The sequence below is a fragment of the Pseudarthrobacter sp. AB1 genome (assembly GCF_014926485.1).
Classification (GTDB): domain Bacteria; phylum Actinomycetota; class Actinomycetes; order Actinomycetales; family Micrococcaceae; genus Arthrobacter.
On the sequence record NZ_PZKO01000060.1, the window covers coordinates 77,914 to 92,186 of the forward strand.

A 14,273-nucleotide genomic window follows, 5' to 3' on the forward strand; every position below is an offset into this window, starting at 1 on the left:
ACCAGTGGCACAGAACGCTCTTGAGGACATTTTCGGCACGCTCCGGCGCCACCCGGACGTCGAAGCCCCGAACCTCCGGGCCTGGGACGCCACAGACCGGCTCCTGTTGGACGCCGCCGCAGCGCGCACGGAACCCGGTGCACGGCTGGCAGTGATCGGAGACCGCTACGGTGCCCTCACCCTCGGTGCACTGGGCGCCCTAGGGGTCCGGCGGGTGCGTGTTCACGAGGATCTCATCACCGGGGAGCGCGCCCTGCGGAACAACGCCGCCGAGTTGGGCTTCGAAGCCGCAGCTCCCGGAGCCGTTGACGCCACGGGGTTCGAACAATTGCCGTTGGGGGAGGAGCTGCTCTCCGGCGCGGAGCTGGTGCTGCTTCAAATGCCGCGGACGCTGGCGGAGCTTGAAGAAATCGCAGCCGCCGTGGCGCGCTATGCCGCCCGTGGCGTGGTGCTGCTCGCCGGCGGGCGGATCAAGCACATGTCCCTGGGAATGAACGCAGTCCTGGAACGCCACTTCGAGACCGTCCAGCCGCAGCTGGCGCGGCAGAAGTCGCGCTTCATTTTGGCAAGCGGCGCCCGGCCAGCTGAGGCGCACGAATGGCGTCCCGCCGTCGAACGTCTTGCCGAACTGGACCTGGACGTTGCTGCGCACGGTGCCGTCTTTGCCGGAGCGAAACTGGACATCGGGACCAGGTTTCTCCTGACGTTCCTGCCCGAGATGCCAGAGGCCAGGCACGCCGTCGACCTGGGCTGCGGCACCGGTATCCTCGCCGCCATGTACGCCCGCCAGAACCCGGCGTCCAGGGTCACGGCAACGGACCGGTCCGCAGCCGCCGTCGCCTCCGCCAGGGCCACTGCGAAGGCCAACAGCCTCGAGGATCGGATTACCGCCCTCCAGGATGACGCGATGAGCACCTTCCCCGCCGGGAGCGCCGAGCTGGTCCTGCTGAATCCGCCCTTCCACCTGGGCGCCAGTGTGCATGCCGGTGCGGGCATCAAACTGTTTGAGGCAGCCGCCAGGGTCCTGGCCCCGGGCGGCGAGCTGTGGACGGTCTTCAACCGGCACCTGCAGTACCTCCCGGCGCTTGAGCGGCTGGTTGGTCCCACCACTGTGAAGGGCGGCAATCCAAAGTTCACGGTGGCGGTCAGCACCCGACGGCCGTAGGCGTGCCGGCATGACAACGTGGCGCCCCGGCCGCGACGCGGCGCGACCTCCGGCTCTGGGCGTTGAACAGGAGGTAACGTACCATTCAGACATCATGAACACGCGGCCGAAAACCTAGGGGAGACCGTGCCAGAAATCCGCCAGTCCTCGGCGCCACGGCGCGGGACTAATCTTCCGCGCATGGGGGACTTTAACCTCACGGTCATCCTCGATGCCATCCGCCGGTCATCCGGGGGTCTGAGCCGCGTGGAGCTTGCCCAGATTGTGGGCCTCTCGCCGCAGACTATCTCCAACATCTCCCGCCGCCTGCTGGACCAGCACCTCATCGTCGAGGCCGGCAAAGAAGGCAGCGGTCCTGGCAAACCGCGCACCATGCTACGCCTCAACCCGGGCGGCATGTACGCCATCGGCGTCCACCTGGACCCCGCCGTCACCACGTTCGTGGTCCTCGATCTCGTGGGCGCCGTTGTACAGCATTCACGGATCAAAACACCGGGCGGGAATGATCCTGCCGCCGTCATGTCCACCATGGCCACCGAGATCGACCAGCTGGTTGCCGAGTCGGGCGTGGACACCAGCAGGATCGCCGGCCTGGGCCTGGCCGCGCCGGGACCCATCGACCTGGACAATGGCACCGTGGTGGATCCGCCGCTGCTGCCGGGCTGGGACCGCGTGGAACTCCGGGACGCCCTGGCCAAGGCCACGGGCTATTCCGTCCTCGTGGACAAGGACGTCACCAGCGCCGCCGTCGCCGAAACATGGGCCGGCGGGCCCAGCGGCTCAGGAAGTTTCATCTTTATGTACATGGGCACCGGGATCGGCTGTGGCATCGTCCTCAACGATGAAGTGGTCCGCGGAACATCGGGGAATGCGGGCGAGATCGGCCACATTGTGGTGGATCCCGATGGCCCGCCCTGCGACTGCGGCCTCCGCGGCTGTGTGAAGTCCTCGGCCATCCCACAGGTGCTCGTCGCCGAGGCCGTTGCCGCCGGTATCCTGGACGGCGCCGGAAAGCACACCAGCGGCGCCGAAGTGCAGCAGGGCTTCGCCCAGCTGTGCGACCTCGCCGATGCCGGCGACCCCACGGCCCTGGCGATCATCGACAGGTCAGCCGCGCTGGTGGCCCGGGCCGTCTCCGTGGTCACCAACACGCTGGATGTGGAACGGGTGGTGTTCGGCGGGCCGTTCTGGAGCCGGATCGCTGACCATTACCTGGACAAGATCCCGGCACTGGTTGACGCCAACAGCGCGGCCCGCCTGATCCACACCATCGAGGTTGTCGGCACGGGAGTCGGTGAGGACGTGGGCGCCATTGGAGCAGCCTGCCTGGTCCTGGAGCATACCCTGGCGCCCCGGGCGCAGCGGCTTCTCCTGGAGGTCTGAACCGGACGTCTGACCGGGGTCTCCTTGCCAGTGGCAGGAGCCCCATCTAGCATGTGGATATCGCCGCGGCTGGGGCCCGCAGATACAGGGGACGGCAGCCATTGACTGAATGGAGCGCCATGCGCCGTGCCCTCAAAATCATTTCACTCTTCGCTGCAGCGGGCTGTGTGCTGTCTGCGTGTTCCCCTGCCGCTCCCGAAGCGGAGACAAAAACGCTTAAGGTGGTCTACCAAAAGACCGATTCGTTCCTTGCCCTGGATACGCTCTTCCAGGCGGCGAAGCAGGAGTTTGAGGCCGCCAACCAGGGCGTCACGGTTGCCCTGGAGCCCATCCAGGCGAACGACGACGACTACGGCACCAAGCTGGCCCTCGCCCTCCGTTCGCCCTCCACGGCTCCCGACGTGTTCTATGAGGACACCTTCAAGGTGCGTTCCGACGTCGACGCCGGTTATCTCCTGAAGCTGGACAGCCACCTCGCGGGCTGGGAGGACTGGGATACTTTCGATGACGGCGCCAAGGCGGCCGGTCTGGGGGACGACGGCGGCACGTACGCCGTTCCCCTCGGCACCGACACCCGCGGTATCTGGTACAACAAAAAGGTGCTTACCGCTGCCGGCGTCAGCGTTCCGTGGGAGCCCCGCACCTGGCAGGACATCCTGGACACTGCACGGAAGATCAAGGCCAGCGATCCCACGGTGGTGCCGTTCAACATGTACGCTGGAAAGGCCACCGGTGAAGGCACCGTGATGCAAGGCTTTTACGAGCTGCTCTACGGAACCGGATCACAGCTGTACGACGCCGACGCCAGGAAATGGGTGGTCGGTTCGCCGGGGTTCACCGACTCGCTGCGGTTCATCAAGACCCTCTACGACGAAAAACTGGCTGTCTCCCCGGCGGAGGCCCTCGACGCGAACGTGTGGAAGAAGGTCTTCGGCGAATGGCTGCCGCAGGGCAGGATGGGCGCCACTGTGGAAGGGTCCTACACACCGTCGTTCTGGCAGAAGGGTGGCAGCTACGAATGGGCCGAGTACGGGCAGGACATGGGCGTGACAGCGTTCCCCACCCAGAACGGGCAGGCGCCCGGCGGCGTCAGTATGTCGGGCGGCTGGACCCTGGCGGTAGGGGCGGAGACCAAAAACCCGGACCTCGCGTTTGAGTTCCTCTCCATGGCGCTGAACAAGAAGAACTCCCTGGCTTTCAACACCGCCAGCTCCCAGATCGCGGTGCGTAAAGACGTCGCCGCCGACGCCGGCTACCAGGCGGCCAACCCGTTTGTGAAGGACGTGTCCGAGCTTGTGGCCGTTACGCACTACCGTCCCGCGACCGCAGACTACCCCCGGATCTCCGCGGCCGTCCAGGAGGCTACGGAAACCGTGATCACCGGGGCGAAATCCCCGGAGCAGGCTGCCGCCGACTATGACACGGCGGTGAAGGGCATCGTGGGTGAGGCCAAGACCGTCGCCAGGTAGCCCGTGGCGGTTTCCCTAACGCGTGACCAGGCCGGCCACCGGCGGCGTCGCCCCGGACTCCGGCGCCGGACACGGCTGCTCCCGGTTCTCCCGGCCGTGGTTCTGTTGCTTGTGTTTTTGGCCGGCCCCGTGCTGTGGGCCTTCCACGCGTCATTCACCAACGCTGCCCTGACCGGCCGCAACGCCCGCAATCCCGGCTGGATCGGGTTCGACAATTACGCGAGGCTCCTGTCCGATCCGATGCTGCCTCTTTCGCTCGGCTTGACGGTCCTGTTTGTGGGCGGCTCTGCCATCCTGGGCCAGAACCTGCTGGGGCTCACCCTCGCGGTGCTGATGCGGCGGGCCCGCCGCCCGGTGGCCGCCGTCGTTGGTACCGCGGTGGTTGCTGCGTGGGTGCTCCCCGAGATCGTGGCAGCCTTCGCCGCCTACGCCTATTTCAGCCGGGACGGGACCCTGAACCAGTTGCTCGGCGGATTGGGGTTCGGACAGGCAGACTGGCTGTATTCGTTCCCCATGGTTGCCATCCTGCTTGCCAACATCTGGCGGGGCACGGCGTTCTCCATGCTGGTGTACCGCGCCGCGCTCAATGACATCCCCGGTGAGGTCACGGAGGCCGCGCTGATGGACGGTGCCGGCGGCTGGCAGCGGCTCGCCTTCATCACCATCCCCATGATCCGCGGCAGCATCGCCACGAACCTGATGCTCATCACCCTGCAGACGCTGGCGGTGTTCACCCTCATCTGGGTTATGACAGCGGGCGGCCCCGCCAATACCAGCACCACGCTTCCGGTGCTGGCGTACCTGGAGGCCTTCAAGTTCGGCGACATCGGCTACGGCACCGCGGTGGCGTCAGTGCTGATCCTCATTGGCGTGGTGTTCGGCGCCGCCTACGTCCGGCTTCTGCGGGAGGCCAAACCATGACCACGACGGCGGGGGCCTCCGCCCGGGGACAGTTACGGTCCGGGTCGGGCGCAGTTTCCCGAGCCCAGCGGCGTGCCCGGAATCCGGCGGACGTGGCGCTGATCCTGGTTGGTGCCTGCTTTGTCCTGCCGCTGCTGTGGCTGGTGTTTGCGTCCCTCGATGTCTCCGCCGGGCATGAGACGCGGCTCCCGGCTCAAGTCTCCCTGGACAACTTTGCCGCCATCATGACGCCGGGGCTGCTGTTCCAGCCGCTGTGGAACAGCATGGTGCTGTCCGCCGGCACGGCCGCCGTGAACCTCGTGGCAGCAGTGCTCGCCGCCTACCCGCTGTCCCGCTACCAGTCCAGGTTCAACAGGTCGTTTATGTACACCATTCTGTTTGGAACCTGCCTTCCCATCACGGCGATCATGGTGCCGGTATACGGGTTATTTGTGCAGCTTCACCTGCTGGATTCGATGCCTGCCACGGTCTTTTTTATGGCCACCACCACGTTGCCCATGGCCATCTGGATGACCAAGAATTTTATGGACGCCGTCCCGGTTTCGCTGGAGGAAGCGGCCTGGGTGGATGGGGCGTCAGGGCTGACGGCGCTGAGGACCATCGTCCTGCCCCTGATGCGGCAGGGGCTGGGCGTGGTGTTCATTTTTGTGTTCATCCAGGCCTGGGGGAACTTCTTTGTCCCGTTCATCCTGCTGCTGTCCGAAGCCCGGCAGCCGGCGGCAGTGTCGATCTTCAGTTTCTTCGGGCAGCACGGCGCAGTGGCGTACGGCCAGCTGGCCGCCTTCTCCATCCTGTATTCAGTCCCGGTGCTGGCCCTGTACATCATCGTGGCGAAGGGTGCCGGCAGCTCCCTCGCGCTCTCCGGGGCAGTGAAGGGCTGACGGCGCGGGGCTCGCGAAGCCGCCGGAACCTCAGTCGATGTCTTCGACCACCACTCCGAACGGGATGCTGTTGTCGACGTGGGCCTGGTGACCGGTGGGACCCGCGTTGTAGGTGACCCGGACACCATGGGACCGGTCCGCAGCGGACTGCTGCAGAACCGGCTTGACGGCAAGGATGAACCTCTCGCTCTTGTCGGCGAGAAACTCTTTGTAGCTGGCTGGAAGCTCACTCATGGCAAAAGAATAGACCTGCAGAGCCGCGATGGGGAGGGGTCCCCATTGCGGCCTGACCTGCAGGTGGCTTGGATAGGATGGCGGGCGGAGTGCCGCCGCCCGGCAGCACCGCGGCCCATCGCTCTCAAACCGCCATCCTTCAGGGGGAAATCCATTGCTTCAGACCAGTGCGCCCGCACGAATCGACCCGGCGGAACTGGCCCGGGCGCAGCAGGTGGTGGCGAACATTTCGCGCAGTTTCAATGCCAAGGTGGTGGGCCAGGCGCGGCTGCGTGAATCCCTGCTGGTGGGCCTGATGACCGGCGGGCACATCCTGCTGGAAAGCGTTCCGGGGCTGGCGAAGACCACCGCCGCGCAGGCCGTGGCCGAAGCAGTGAGCGCGGAGTTCCGCCGGATCCAGTGCACGCCGGACCTGCTGCCCAGCGACATCGTGGGCACCCAGATCTACGACGCCGCCAAGGGCACCTTCATCACCCAGTTGGGGCCGGTGCACACCAACATCGTCCTGCTCGATGAGATCAACCGGTCCAGCGCCAAGACCCAGAGCGCCATGCTGGAGGCTATGCAGGAGCGGCAGACCTCCATCGGGGGCCAGGAATACCGGCTGCCCTCCCCGTTTATGGTCCTGGCCACCCAGAACCCCATCGAGCAGGAAGGCACGTACCAGCTGCCGGAGGCGCAGATGGACCGTTTTATGCTCAAGGACGTGCTGGACTACCCCACGCCGGCCGAGGAAACAGAAATCATCCGCCGGATCGACGCCGGGGTCTTCAGTCCGGAGCAGAAACCGGCGGCCGCTGCCTCGCTGGACGCCGTCATCGGCGTGCAGGAGCTGGTGAAGCGAATCTACATTGACCCGGCCATCATCAACTACATCGTGGGCCTCGTGTTCGTCACCCGGAACGCCGGGCAGTACATCGACCCGAGGCTCGCCGGCTTCATCGAATTCGGCGCGAGCCCGCGCGCCAGCATTGCCTTCAGCCAGGCCGCCCGGGCGGTGGCCCTGCTCAACGGCAGGGACCATGTGATCCCGGAGGACGTGAACTCCCTCGCCCATCGCGTGCTGCGGCACCGCCTCATCCTGGGATTCGACGCCGTTGCGGAGCAGATGCCGGTGGAGACGATCATCGACGCAGTCGTAGCCTCCGTCCAGACTCCCTGAGGCCGCAGTGACCAGCCTCCTGCTGCGCGTGAAGGCGAAAATGGCCATCTTCGCCCACCGGAAAGCCCGTGGCATGCTCGACGGCGAATATGGTTCAGTCTTCCGCGGCCGCAGCCTCGACTTTGATGACCTGCGCGCCTATATCCCCGGCGACGACGTCCGCGACATCGACTGGAAGGCTACCGCCCGGTTCGGCTCGCCGCTGATCAAACGGTACATGGCCGTGCGGCGCCACACCGTCCTGCTGATTGCCGACACCGGTCGGGGCATGGCTGCCGAGTCCCGCGACGCCGACGCCGGTGGCTCAATCAGCTGAGACTGCCCGCCAGGCGGTGTGGCAATGGAACTGATGTTCTGGTGGCTGATCCCGGCGGCACTGGTCATCGCGGGCCTGGCCGGATGGCGCGCCCTCCGCCCGGACCGCCAAGCCAACGCACGACGGCGGCCAGTCGCCAATGCGGACCGCCTCACCGCCCTGCCCGAATACCAGGCCGCCCTCCGCCGGCACCGCCGCTGGCTGGCGGTGGCCACCCTCGCGGCCATAACCCTGGTGGTCTCCGCGGTCGCAGCGGCAGCGCGCCCGGTGGAGCTGACCACCATCGCGCCGGAGCAGCGCAACCGGGACATCATGCTCTGCCTGGACACGTCGGGCTCGATGAGCAGCGCCGACTCGGCTGTGGTGCAGGTGTTTGCCCACCTGACGAAGGAGTTCGATGGTGAACGGATCGGCCTCACGGTTTTCGACAGCAGCGCCGTCCAGGTCTTCCCACTGACCGACGACTACGCATATGTCCAGGAGCAGCTGACGCTGGCCAAGGACGCCTTCGAGGGTAACCCCGGCAGCGCCGGCTTCCTGGACGGCACCTGGAACGGCCGCGGATCGTCACTGATCGGCGACGGCCTGGCGTCCTGCGTCAACGGATTCCCGGACACACACGCCGCTGAGGCGGGGGAAGCAGATGCAGGCAGGCGGCGCTCGCGGTCCATCGTCCTGGCAACGGACAATTACCTGTCCGGCGATCCCATCTTCACTCTCGAGCAGGCGGCCGCCCTGGCCAAGAAGCGCGTCGTGCCCGTGTATGCCCTGAACCCCGGCGACTTCGACTATGGACCCGGCCCAGGCCAGCCCGGAGCCAGGCTGCGCGCGGTGGCAGAAACCAGCGGCGGAGCGTACTACCGGCTGGACAGCCAGGAAGCCGTGGCGGACATCGTCCGGTCCGTGCAGGAAACCGAAGCCACTGCCATGAAAGGCGCACCCCAGGCAGTGGTCTCGGACCGGCCCGAGCTGCCGCTCACCCTGGCGGTCCTGTCCGGCCTGGTGCTGGCCGGCGCATCGTGGAGGTTGCGGCCATGACACTGCAACCGATCCTGCCCTGGTGGGTTATGGCCCCGCTCATCGCCGCGACCGTGCTGTTTCTGGTCTGGCGACTGGTCCAGGCTTCGCGGGCGCGCTCTGCCGGTACACGCCGCGACTGGCTGTTCAGGGGCACCCTGGTGCTGCTGCTCCTTTCGGCGGCGCTCCGGCCGGGTGTTCCCGGTGGAAGTTCCCAAGCCGCGACGGCGGACGTCAACGTCTTCTTTGTGGTGGACACCAGCAGCAGCATCGCAGCCGAAGACTACGGCGACGGTTCACCCCGGCTGGAAGGGATGCGGCAGGACATCATGGCCATCGCAAGTGAACTGGCCGGAGCCCGCTTTTCGCTCCTGACCTTCGACAGCAACGCCGTGGTCCGGATGCCCCTGACTACCGATACCACCGCCCTGGACACCAGCGTGTCCGTCCTGGAGCCCCAGGTCACCGCATTCTCCAAAGGCAGCAGCGTCACGGCTGCCGGAACCTTGCTGGCGGAACGGCTGCGCGCCGCCCGCGACAGCCATCCCGAACGGCCACGGCTGATCTACTACCTGGGCGACGGTGAACAGACCAGCGCCCAGGCACCGGAACCTCTTCAGGTCGGCGGCGGCCTGGTGGACGGCGGTGCGGTGCTCGGCTATGGCACGGCGGGGGGGTGGGCGGATGAAGGAAAACACGGGGCAGGGTCCGGGGCAGGACGTGGCTGCCGGCTACATCCAGGACCGGTCGTCCGGAATGGGCGGGGATGCGTTGTCGGTCATCGACGAGATCCGGCTGCAGGGGATCTCCGGTCAGCTGGGGATTCCCTACGTCCACCGTTCGGCCGGAGATCCGGTGGCGCCGATGATGCAGGCCGCTGATCCCGGGGACCTCGCACGGGCAGCGGCGGATGGTGACGTTGCCGGCCGGACTGAGCTGCACTGGCTCCTGGACGCCGGCGCGTTCCTGCTGGCCCTCCGAGAGAGTTTTCTGGTGCTGAGCCAGTGGCGGCAGCTCCGGCCGGTACAGGGAGTCCGAACATGATGCGTCCAGCGCCCACACCGGCACGGCCCTTACCGACGTCGCTCGCACGCGAGCCCGCATCGCCAAGACGGGCAGCTCCGGTGAAATCCCGGGACCGGCTGGAGCGCCGCCGTCGGCTGTTGTGGTGGTCGGCACTGCCCGCGCTCCTGGTCCTCTGCCTGTCGGCCAAAGTGATCAGTGTGGGCATTCTCGCCGACACTGCTGCCCGGTCTTTCGCGGCCGGAGACGCCGGCGCCGTGGCGGAAGCGGCGGCCGGACTGCGGATCGTCAACTTCGTTGAACTGCACAAGGCGCCGTTCACCGAGGGTGATGGGCTGTTCCTCGCGGGCGACTTCGCTGCCGCCCGCCAACGCTTCGAGGAGGCACTGTCCCTGGCGGGCACGGCCGACGAGTGCGTCGTCCGGGTCAACCTGGCGCTTACCATCGAACGCCTCGGTGACGCCCAGGCCAAAGCGGGAGATCCGACGGCGGCGGCCCGGCTCTTCGCCGAAGGTGTTGCCGTGGTGGAGGCTGCGCCGGAGGGTTGCTTCGAAACTGCCGGAGAAGCGGGCAAGGAAGCCGGCCCGGAGAACGGCGCAGGGGAGAAGCTGCATCAGGCGGCGGAACGGCTGCAGCAAAAGGCCGATGCAGCGGCGGCCGATAAGGCCAGTCCGCAACCGTCGGAACAGCCTGGGCAGGACGAGGTTCCCGCGGATCCGGGCCAGCAGAGCCAGCTTGAGCAGCTCCGGGACAGTGCCAAGAAAGCCCAAAGCGAGCGGAACTCCGGGCAGGAGCGGGACGAGTACCTCCGGGACGATGACTTCGGACCGGGCGTCGGCCGGCCCTGGTAGCAGGCCAAAGCAGCCGGGCTCCGCAGTATGCCCCGGTGAATTCTCTGACCAAACCAGCGAACAAAATTCTGCGCCAGAACGAAATACGCCGTAAAACTGCGTCTTAATTCGGCGGCCGACTTGAAGGGAGACCCGCCGGCTCCTAGAGTTCTATACAAGTTACCGAGGTAACGTGTCAGCGATCCTCCGATTGTGGAGGGTGTGGGTGCCCCCATGTGGGCCTGACATTTGCTCACGGACAACTTCATTACAGGCGTAACAGTCGCGGCTGCGTCCCTGTGGAGTTTTTCGTGTTCCCAAACTCAAATTCATTCCCGGCACCACCGTCACAATTGCTGACCGGTATCCGGCAATGGCCCAAAGCCAAGGACGCAAATGTCACCGCCAAGCCTTATCGAAACGCATCCGAATCTCTCCGAGACCGCTCCCGTGGCGCTCTCGTACGAGCTGTTCCCGCCCCGCTCGCCGGCTGCGGCCGAGTCGCTCTGGACCACCATCCGGGAACTGGAAACCACCGAACCGGACTACGTCTCCGTCACGTATGGTGCCAGTGGCTCGAACCGGGACACCGCGGTCGAACTCATCAACCGGCTCCTGCTGGAAACCACGCTCCGACCGCTGGCCCACCTCACCTGCGTTGGCAACACGCCGGAGGAACTGGCCGAAATCATCGGCGACCTCCTGGACACAGGGGTCCGGGGCATCCTGGCCCTCCGGGGCGACCAGCCCAAGGACGGTGCGCCGCTTGCCGCAGGTTCTCTGCGGTATGCGCAGGACCTGATCGAACTCATCCGGCGGGTTGAACAGCGTCGGTCGGCCCTGCTGTGTGCAGGCAAGATCGCCGTGGGCGTCGCCGCCTACCCCACCCGGCACCCGGAATCACCCAGTGAAGCCCACGACGTCGAGGTGCTGCTCGCCAAGCAGCGCTCCGGCGCCGACTTTGCCATCACCCAGGTCTTCTTCCACACCGAGCAGTACGCGAACCTCATCAGCCGCGCACGGCGGGCAGGGGTTACCATCCCCATCATCCCGGGCGTTATGCCGTTCACCAGCCTGCGCCGGGTCACACGGCTCGGGGAACTGACAGGTGTTGAGCCGGACCCGGAACTCCTGGCCCGGCTGGCAGCCGCGGACACTGATTCCGAACGCCTCCGGATCGGTGTCCGGGCCACGGTGGACCTGGCCAACGCGGCCCTCGAGGCCGGCGCGCCCGGTATCCACATCTACACGTTCAACGAACATCAGAGCGCGTTGGAGGTGCTGGACAAACTGGCACTCCCGCGCCAGTCCCGTTCAGTTGGCCGTCGCAGCGCCACCCTCCGGCGCCAGCTCGCCAGCTGACCTTCCAACATCCGCCAGACCATTCACAGTTTCCACTGACACTCAAGGAATCTCCCATGACTGAACAGACTGCCACCCCGTTTCCGGCCGCGTCACTCCTCGGCTACCCGCGCATCGGCCGCCGCCGCGAGCTCAAGAAGGCCATCGAAGCCTACTGGGCCGGCAAAATCGACGCCGCTGCACTGGACGCTGCCGCCAAGGGCATCCAGCTGACCATCGCCAAGCGCCTGCAGGAACTGGGCCTCACCGAAGCCGCCGCCGTTCCGGGCACCTTCTCCTACTACGACCAGGTCCTGGACGCCACCGCCCACCTCGGCGCTGTCCCGGCCCGCTTCGGCAAGCTCCTCAACGCCGAAGGCCAGCTCGACATCGACGGCTACTTCACCCTGGCCCGTGGCACCAAAGACCAGCAGCCACTGGAAATGACCAAGTGGTTCGACACGAACTATCACTACCTCGTTCCGGAGATCGGCCCGGAGACCGAATTCACCCTGGCCTCCAACCGCATTGTTGAGGAATTCGAGTTCGCCTTGGCCAACGGCATCGAGACCCGCCCGTACATCGTCGGCCCGGTCACGTACCTGCTGCTTTCCAAGGCTTCGGACGAGGCCCCCGCCGGCTTCGCTCCGCTGTCCCGCCTCGAGGACGTCCTGCCGGTTTACGTGCAGCTGCTCGGGAAGCTCGCCGCCGCAGGCGCCAGCTGGATTCAGCTGGACGAGCCCGCACTGGTGGTTGACCAGGACACCCCGGCCGCAGAAATCGAAGCAGCCGTTGCCCGCACCTACGAGGTTCTCTCCGCGTCAGCCAAGCGCCCCCAGATCCTCGTCTCCACCCCTTACGGTGCCCTCGACGGCCAGCTGGGCACACTTGCGGCCACGAACATCGACGCGCTGCACATTGACGTCTTCAAGGGTGCAGTCCCGTCCGCAGCTGCGCTGGCCGGTGTTGGCAACAAGACCCTGGTTGCCGGCGTCGTGGACGGCCACAACATCTGGCGCAACGACCTCGCAGTCGCTGCCGCCAAGCTGGATGAACTGACGGCTGCCGCCGGCCGTATCACTGTCAGCACCTCCACTTCCACCCAGCACGTCCCGCACGACGTCGCCGAAGAGGGCCAGCTCTCCGAAGAGCTGCGCAGCTGGCTCGCGTTTGCCGACCAGAAGGCCGTAGAGGTTAAGACGCTCGCGTCCTACCTGGCCGACCCGGCCTCCGCACAGGCAGCCATCGACGAGGCGTCCGCTGTCATCGCGGCCCGCGCCATCGCCGAAGGTGTCCGCCGCGACGAGGTCCGGGCCCGCATCGAGGCACTGACCGCAGCGGACTTCAGCCGCTCCGCTTACACGGTCCGCGAAACCGCCCAGGAAGAGGCCCTGCACCTCCCGCCGCTGCCCACCACCACCATCGGCTCCTTCCCGCAAACGTCCGAGATCCGTTCGGCGCGTGCCCGTAACAACAAGGGCGACCTCACCAACGAGCAGTACGGGCAGCTCATGAAGGACGAGATCAAGCGCGTCGTTGAGCTGCAGGAAGAGCTTGGCTACGACGTCCTGGTGCACGGCGAGCCCGAGCGCAATGACATGGTCCAGTACTTCGCCGAGAACCTCGAAGGCTTCGATGTGACGGTCCACGGCTGGGTCCAGTCCTACGGCTCACGCTGCACACGTCCGTCCATCCTCTGGGGCGACGTCACCCGCAGCGCCCCCATCACGGTGGCCTGGGCCGAGTACGCCCAGTCGCTGACCAGCAAGCCCATGAAGGGCATGCTCACGGGTCCGGTCACCATCCTGGCCTGGTCTTTCGTGCGCGATGACCAGCCCCTCGGCGAGACCGCCAACCAGGTTGGCCTGGCCTTGCGCGACGAAATCGCGGACCTCGAGGCTGCCGGCATCAAGGTCATCCAGGTGGATGAGCCCGCTCTTCGCGAACTCCTGCCGCTGCGCAAGGCCGATCACGCCGCCTACCTGAAGTGGTCAGTGGATTCCTTCCGCCTGGCCACCGCCGGTGCCGCTGACGCCACGCAGATCCACACCCACCTCTGCTACTCGGAGTTCGGCGTGATCATCGACGCCATCGACGGCCTCGATGCAGACGTCACCTCCATCGAAGCGGCACGGTCCCGCATGGAGGTTGTCCACGACCTCGAGTCCCACGGCTTCGGCCGCGGCGTTGGTCCGGGCGTCTACGACATCCACTCGCCGCGTGTTCCAGGCGAAGCAGAGGTCACCGAGCTCCTGGCGACCGCCGTCAAGCACGTCCCGTCCCGCCAGCTCTGGGTCAACCCGGACTGCGGCCTGAAGACCCGCGGCTACGCCGAGACCGAAGAGTCCCTGCGCAACCTGGTCAAGGCCACCAAGACGGTCCGCGCCAGCCTGTTGCAGTCCGCCAAGTAACAACGGTCTCACTAAGAGAGCTCGCAGAGGCTCAAGGGCTAGTGCGGCCTGCCGCGCTGGCCCTTGAGAAGCGAGCGAACGGGCGGCCGGTCAGCAAAAAGTGACCGGCCGCCGTCGTGC

The 14,273-nt window shown here is 66.5% G+C and carries 13 protein-coding genes and 1 pseudogene; 13 read left to right on the forward strand and 1 reads right to left on the reverse strand.

What is annotated here, in order from left to right; all coding sequences use genetic code 11:
- Positions 1 to 4 precede the first annotated feature (4 nt).
- The 5 genes from DAD99_RS17180 to DAD99_RS17200 all read left to right on the forward strand — a co-directional run bounded on the left by DAD99_RS17180 (position 5) and on the right by DAD99_RS17200 (position 5,819).
- Entirely contained in the window at positions 5 to 1,165 is a 1,161-nt protein-coding gene (locus DAD99_RS17180) for a methyltransferase (RefSeq protein WP_309233351.1), read from the forward strand.
- A 180-nt stretch (positions 1,166 to 1,345) separates the two neighbouring features.
- Positions 1,346 to 2,548, forward strand: coding sequence for an ROK family transcriptional regulator (locus tag DAD99_RS17185; protein WP_193342481.1), 1,203 nt, complete (start codon positions 1,346 to 1,348; stop codon positions 2,546 to 2,548).
- A gap of 119 nt (positions 2,549 to 2,667) precedes the next feature.
- A complete protein-coding gene (locus tag DAD99_RS17190; protein WP_193342496.1) occupies positions 2,668 to 4,017 on the forward strand; it encodes an extracellular solute-binding protein in 1,350 nt (449 codons plus the stop codon).
- 3 nt (positions 4,018 to 4,020) lie between these two features.
- Positions 4,021 to 4,938 carry a carbohydrate ABC transporter permease gene (locus tag DAD99_RS17195; protein ID WP_193342482.1) on the forward strand — a complete coding sequence of 306 codons (918 nt, stop codon included), beginning with the start codon at positions 4,021 to 4,023 and terminating at the stop codon, positions 4,936 to 4,938.
- Positions 4,935 to 5,819, forward strand: a complete 885-nt coding sequence (locus DAD99_RS17200; RefSeq protein WP_193342483.1) for a carbohydrate ABC transporter permease — start codon at positions 4,935 to 4,937, stop codon at positions 5,817 to 5,819. Before DAD99_RS17195 ends, DAD99_RS17200 begins: the two co-directional genes overlap by 4 nt.
- A gap of 30 nt (positions 5,820 to 5,849) precedes the next feature.
- Here the strand turns inward: DAD99_RS17200 and DAD99_RS17205 are convergent, their stop codons facing one another.
- Positions 5,850 to 6,053: a hypothetical protein gene (locus tag DAD99_RS17205; RefSeq protein ID WP_193342484.1), complete on the reverse strand. Its 204-nt coding sequence runs from the start codon at positions 6,051 to 6,053 to the stop codon at positions 5,850 to 5,852.
- Positions 6,054 to 6,207: 154 nt separating this feature from the next.
- On the opposite strand from DAD99_RS17205, the gene DAD99_RS17210 reads away from it, so the two are divergent.
- The 8 genes and pseudogenes from DAD99_RS17210 (at position 6,208) to metE (ending at position 14,153) form a co-directional block, all read left to right on the forward strand.
- Positions 6,208 to 7,215, forward strand: a complete 1,008-nt coding sequence (locus DAD99_RS17210; RefSeq protein WP_193342485.1) for a MoxR family ATPase — start codon at positions 6,208 to 6,210, stop codon at positions 7,213 to 7,215.
- 7 nt (positions 7,216 to 7,222) lie between these two features.
- Positions 7,223 to 7,528 (forward strand): annotated as a pseudogene (locus DAD99_RS17215) (DUF58 domain-containing protein); the annotation flags it as partial.
- 27 nt (positions 7,529 to 7,555) lie between these two features.
- The gene (locus DAD99_RS17220) at positions 7,556 to 8,569 is read left to right on the forward strand and encodes a VWA domain-containing protein (RefSeq protein WP_193342486.1); all 1,014 of its coding nucleotides are present in this window, start codon (positions 7,556 to 7,558) and stop codon (positions 8,567 to 8,569) included.
- Positions 8,566 to 9,429 carry a vWA domain-containing protein gene (locus tag DAD99_RS17225; RefSeq protein ID WP_227008162.1) on the forward strand — a complete coding sequence of 288 codons (864 nt, stop codon included), beginning with the start codon at positions 8,566 to 8,568 and terminating at the stop codon, positions 9,427 to 9,429. The genes DAD99_RS17220 and DAD99_RS17225 overlap by 4 nt, the downstream gene beginning before the upstream one ends.
- Positions 9,413 to 9,592: a hypothetical protein gene (locus DAD99_RS21840; protein ID WP_227008163.1), complete on the forward strand. Its 180-nt coding sequence runs from the start codon at positions 9,413 to 9,415 to the stop codon at positions 9,590 to 9,592. Before DAD99_RS17225 ends, DAD99_RS21840 begins: the two co-directional genes overlap by 17 nt.
- The gene (locus DAD99_RS17230) at positions 9,589 to 10,422 is read left to right on the forward strand and encodes a tetratricopeptide repeat protein (RefSeq protein WP_227008164.1); all 834 of its coding nucleotides are present in this window, start codon (positions 9,589 to 9,591) and stop codon (positions 10,420 to 10,422) included. The genes DAD99_RS21840 and DAD99_RS17230 overlap by 4 nt, the downstream gene beginning before the upstream one ends.
- A gap of 375 nt (positions 10,423 to 10,797) precedes the next feature.
- Entirely contained in the window at positions 10,798 to 11,763 is a 966-nt protein-coding gene (locus DAD99_RS17235; RefSeq protein ID WP_185260742.1) for a methylenetetrahydrofolate reductase, read from the forward strand.
- Between the two features lie 56 nt (positions 11,764 to 11,819).
- On the forward strand, positions 11,820 to 14,153 hold the full coding sequence (gene metE, locus DAD99_RS17240; protein ID WP_193342487.1) for a 5-methyltetrahydropteroyltriglutamate--homocysteine S-methyltransferase: 2,334 nt from the start codon (positions 11,820 to 11,822) through the stop codon (positions 14,151 to 14,153).
- Positions 14,154 to 14,273 lie beyond the last annotated feature (120 nt).

Bases quoted from the DNA above. Each gene is read 5' to 3' on its own strand.
- DAD99_RS17225 (WP_227008162.1), top strand. From the start codon at position 8,566: ATGACACTGCAACCGATCCTGCCCTGGTGGGTTATGGCCCCGCTCATC.
- DAD99_RS21840 (WP_227008163.1), top strand. From the start codon at position 9,413: ATGATGCAGGCCGCTGATCCCGGGGACCTCGCACGGGCAGCGGCGGAT.
- DAD99_RS17220 (WP_193342486.1), top strand. From the start codon at position 7,556: ATGGAACTGATGTTCTGGTGGCTGATCCCGGCGGCACTGGTCATCGCG.
- DAD99_RS17185 (WP_193342481.1), top strand. From the start codon at position 1,346: ATGGGGGACTTTAACCTCACGGTCATCCTCGATGCCATCCGCCGGTCA.
- DAD99_RS17235 (WP_185260742.1), top strand. From the start codon at position 10,798: ATGTCACCGCCAAGCCTTATCGAAACGCATCCGAATCTCTCCGAGACC.
- DAD99_RS17205 (WP_193342484.1), bottom strand. From the start codon at position 6,053: ATGAGTGAGCTTCCAGCCAGCTACAAAGAGTTTCTCGCCGACAAGAGC.
- DAD99_RS17230 (WP_227008164.1), top strand. From the start codon at position 9,589: ATGATGCGTCCAGCGCCCACACCGGCACGGCCCTTACCGACGTCGCTC.
- DAD99_RS17200 (WP_193342483.1), top strand. From the start codon at position 4,935: ATGACCACGACGGCGGGGGCCTCCGCCCGGGGACAGTTACGGTCCGGG.
- metE (WP_193342487.1), top strand. From the start codon at position 11,820: ATGACTGAACAGACTGCCACCCCGTTTCCGGCCGCGTCACTCCTCGGC.
- DAD99_RS17190 (WP_193342496.1), top strand. From the start codon at position 2,668: ATGCGCCGTGCCCTCAAAATCATTTCACTCTTCGCTGCAGCGGGCTGT.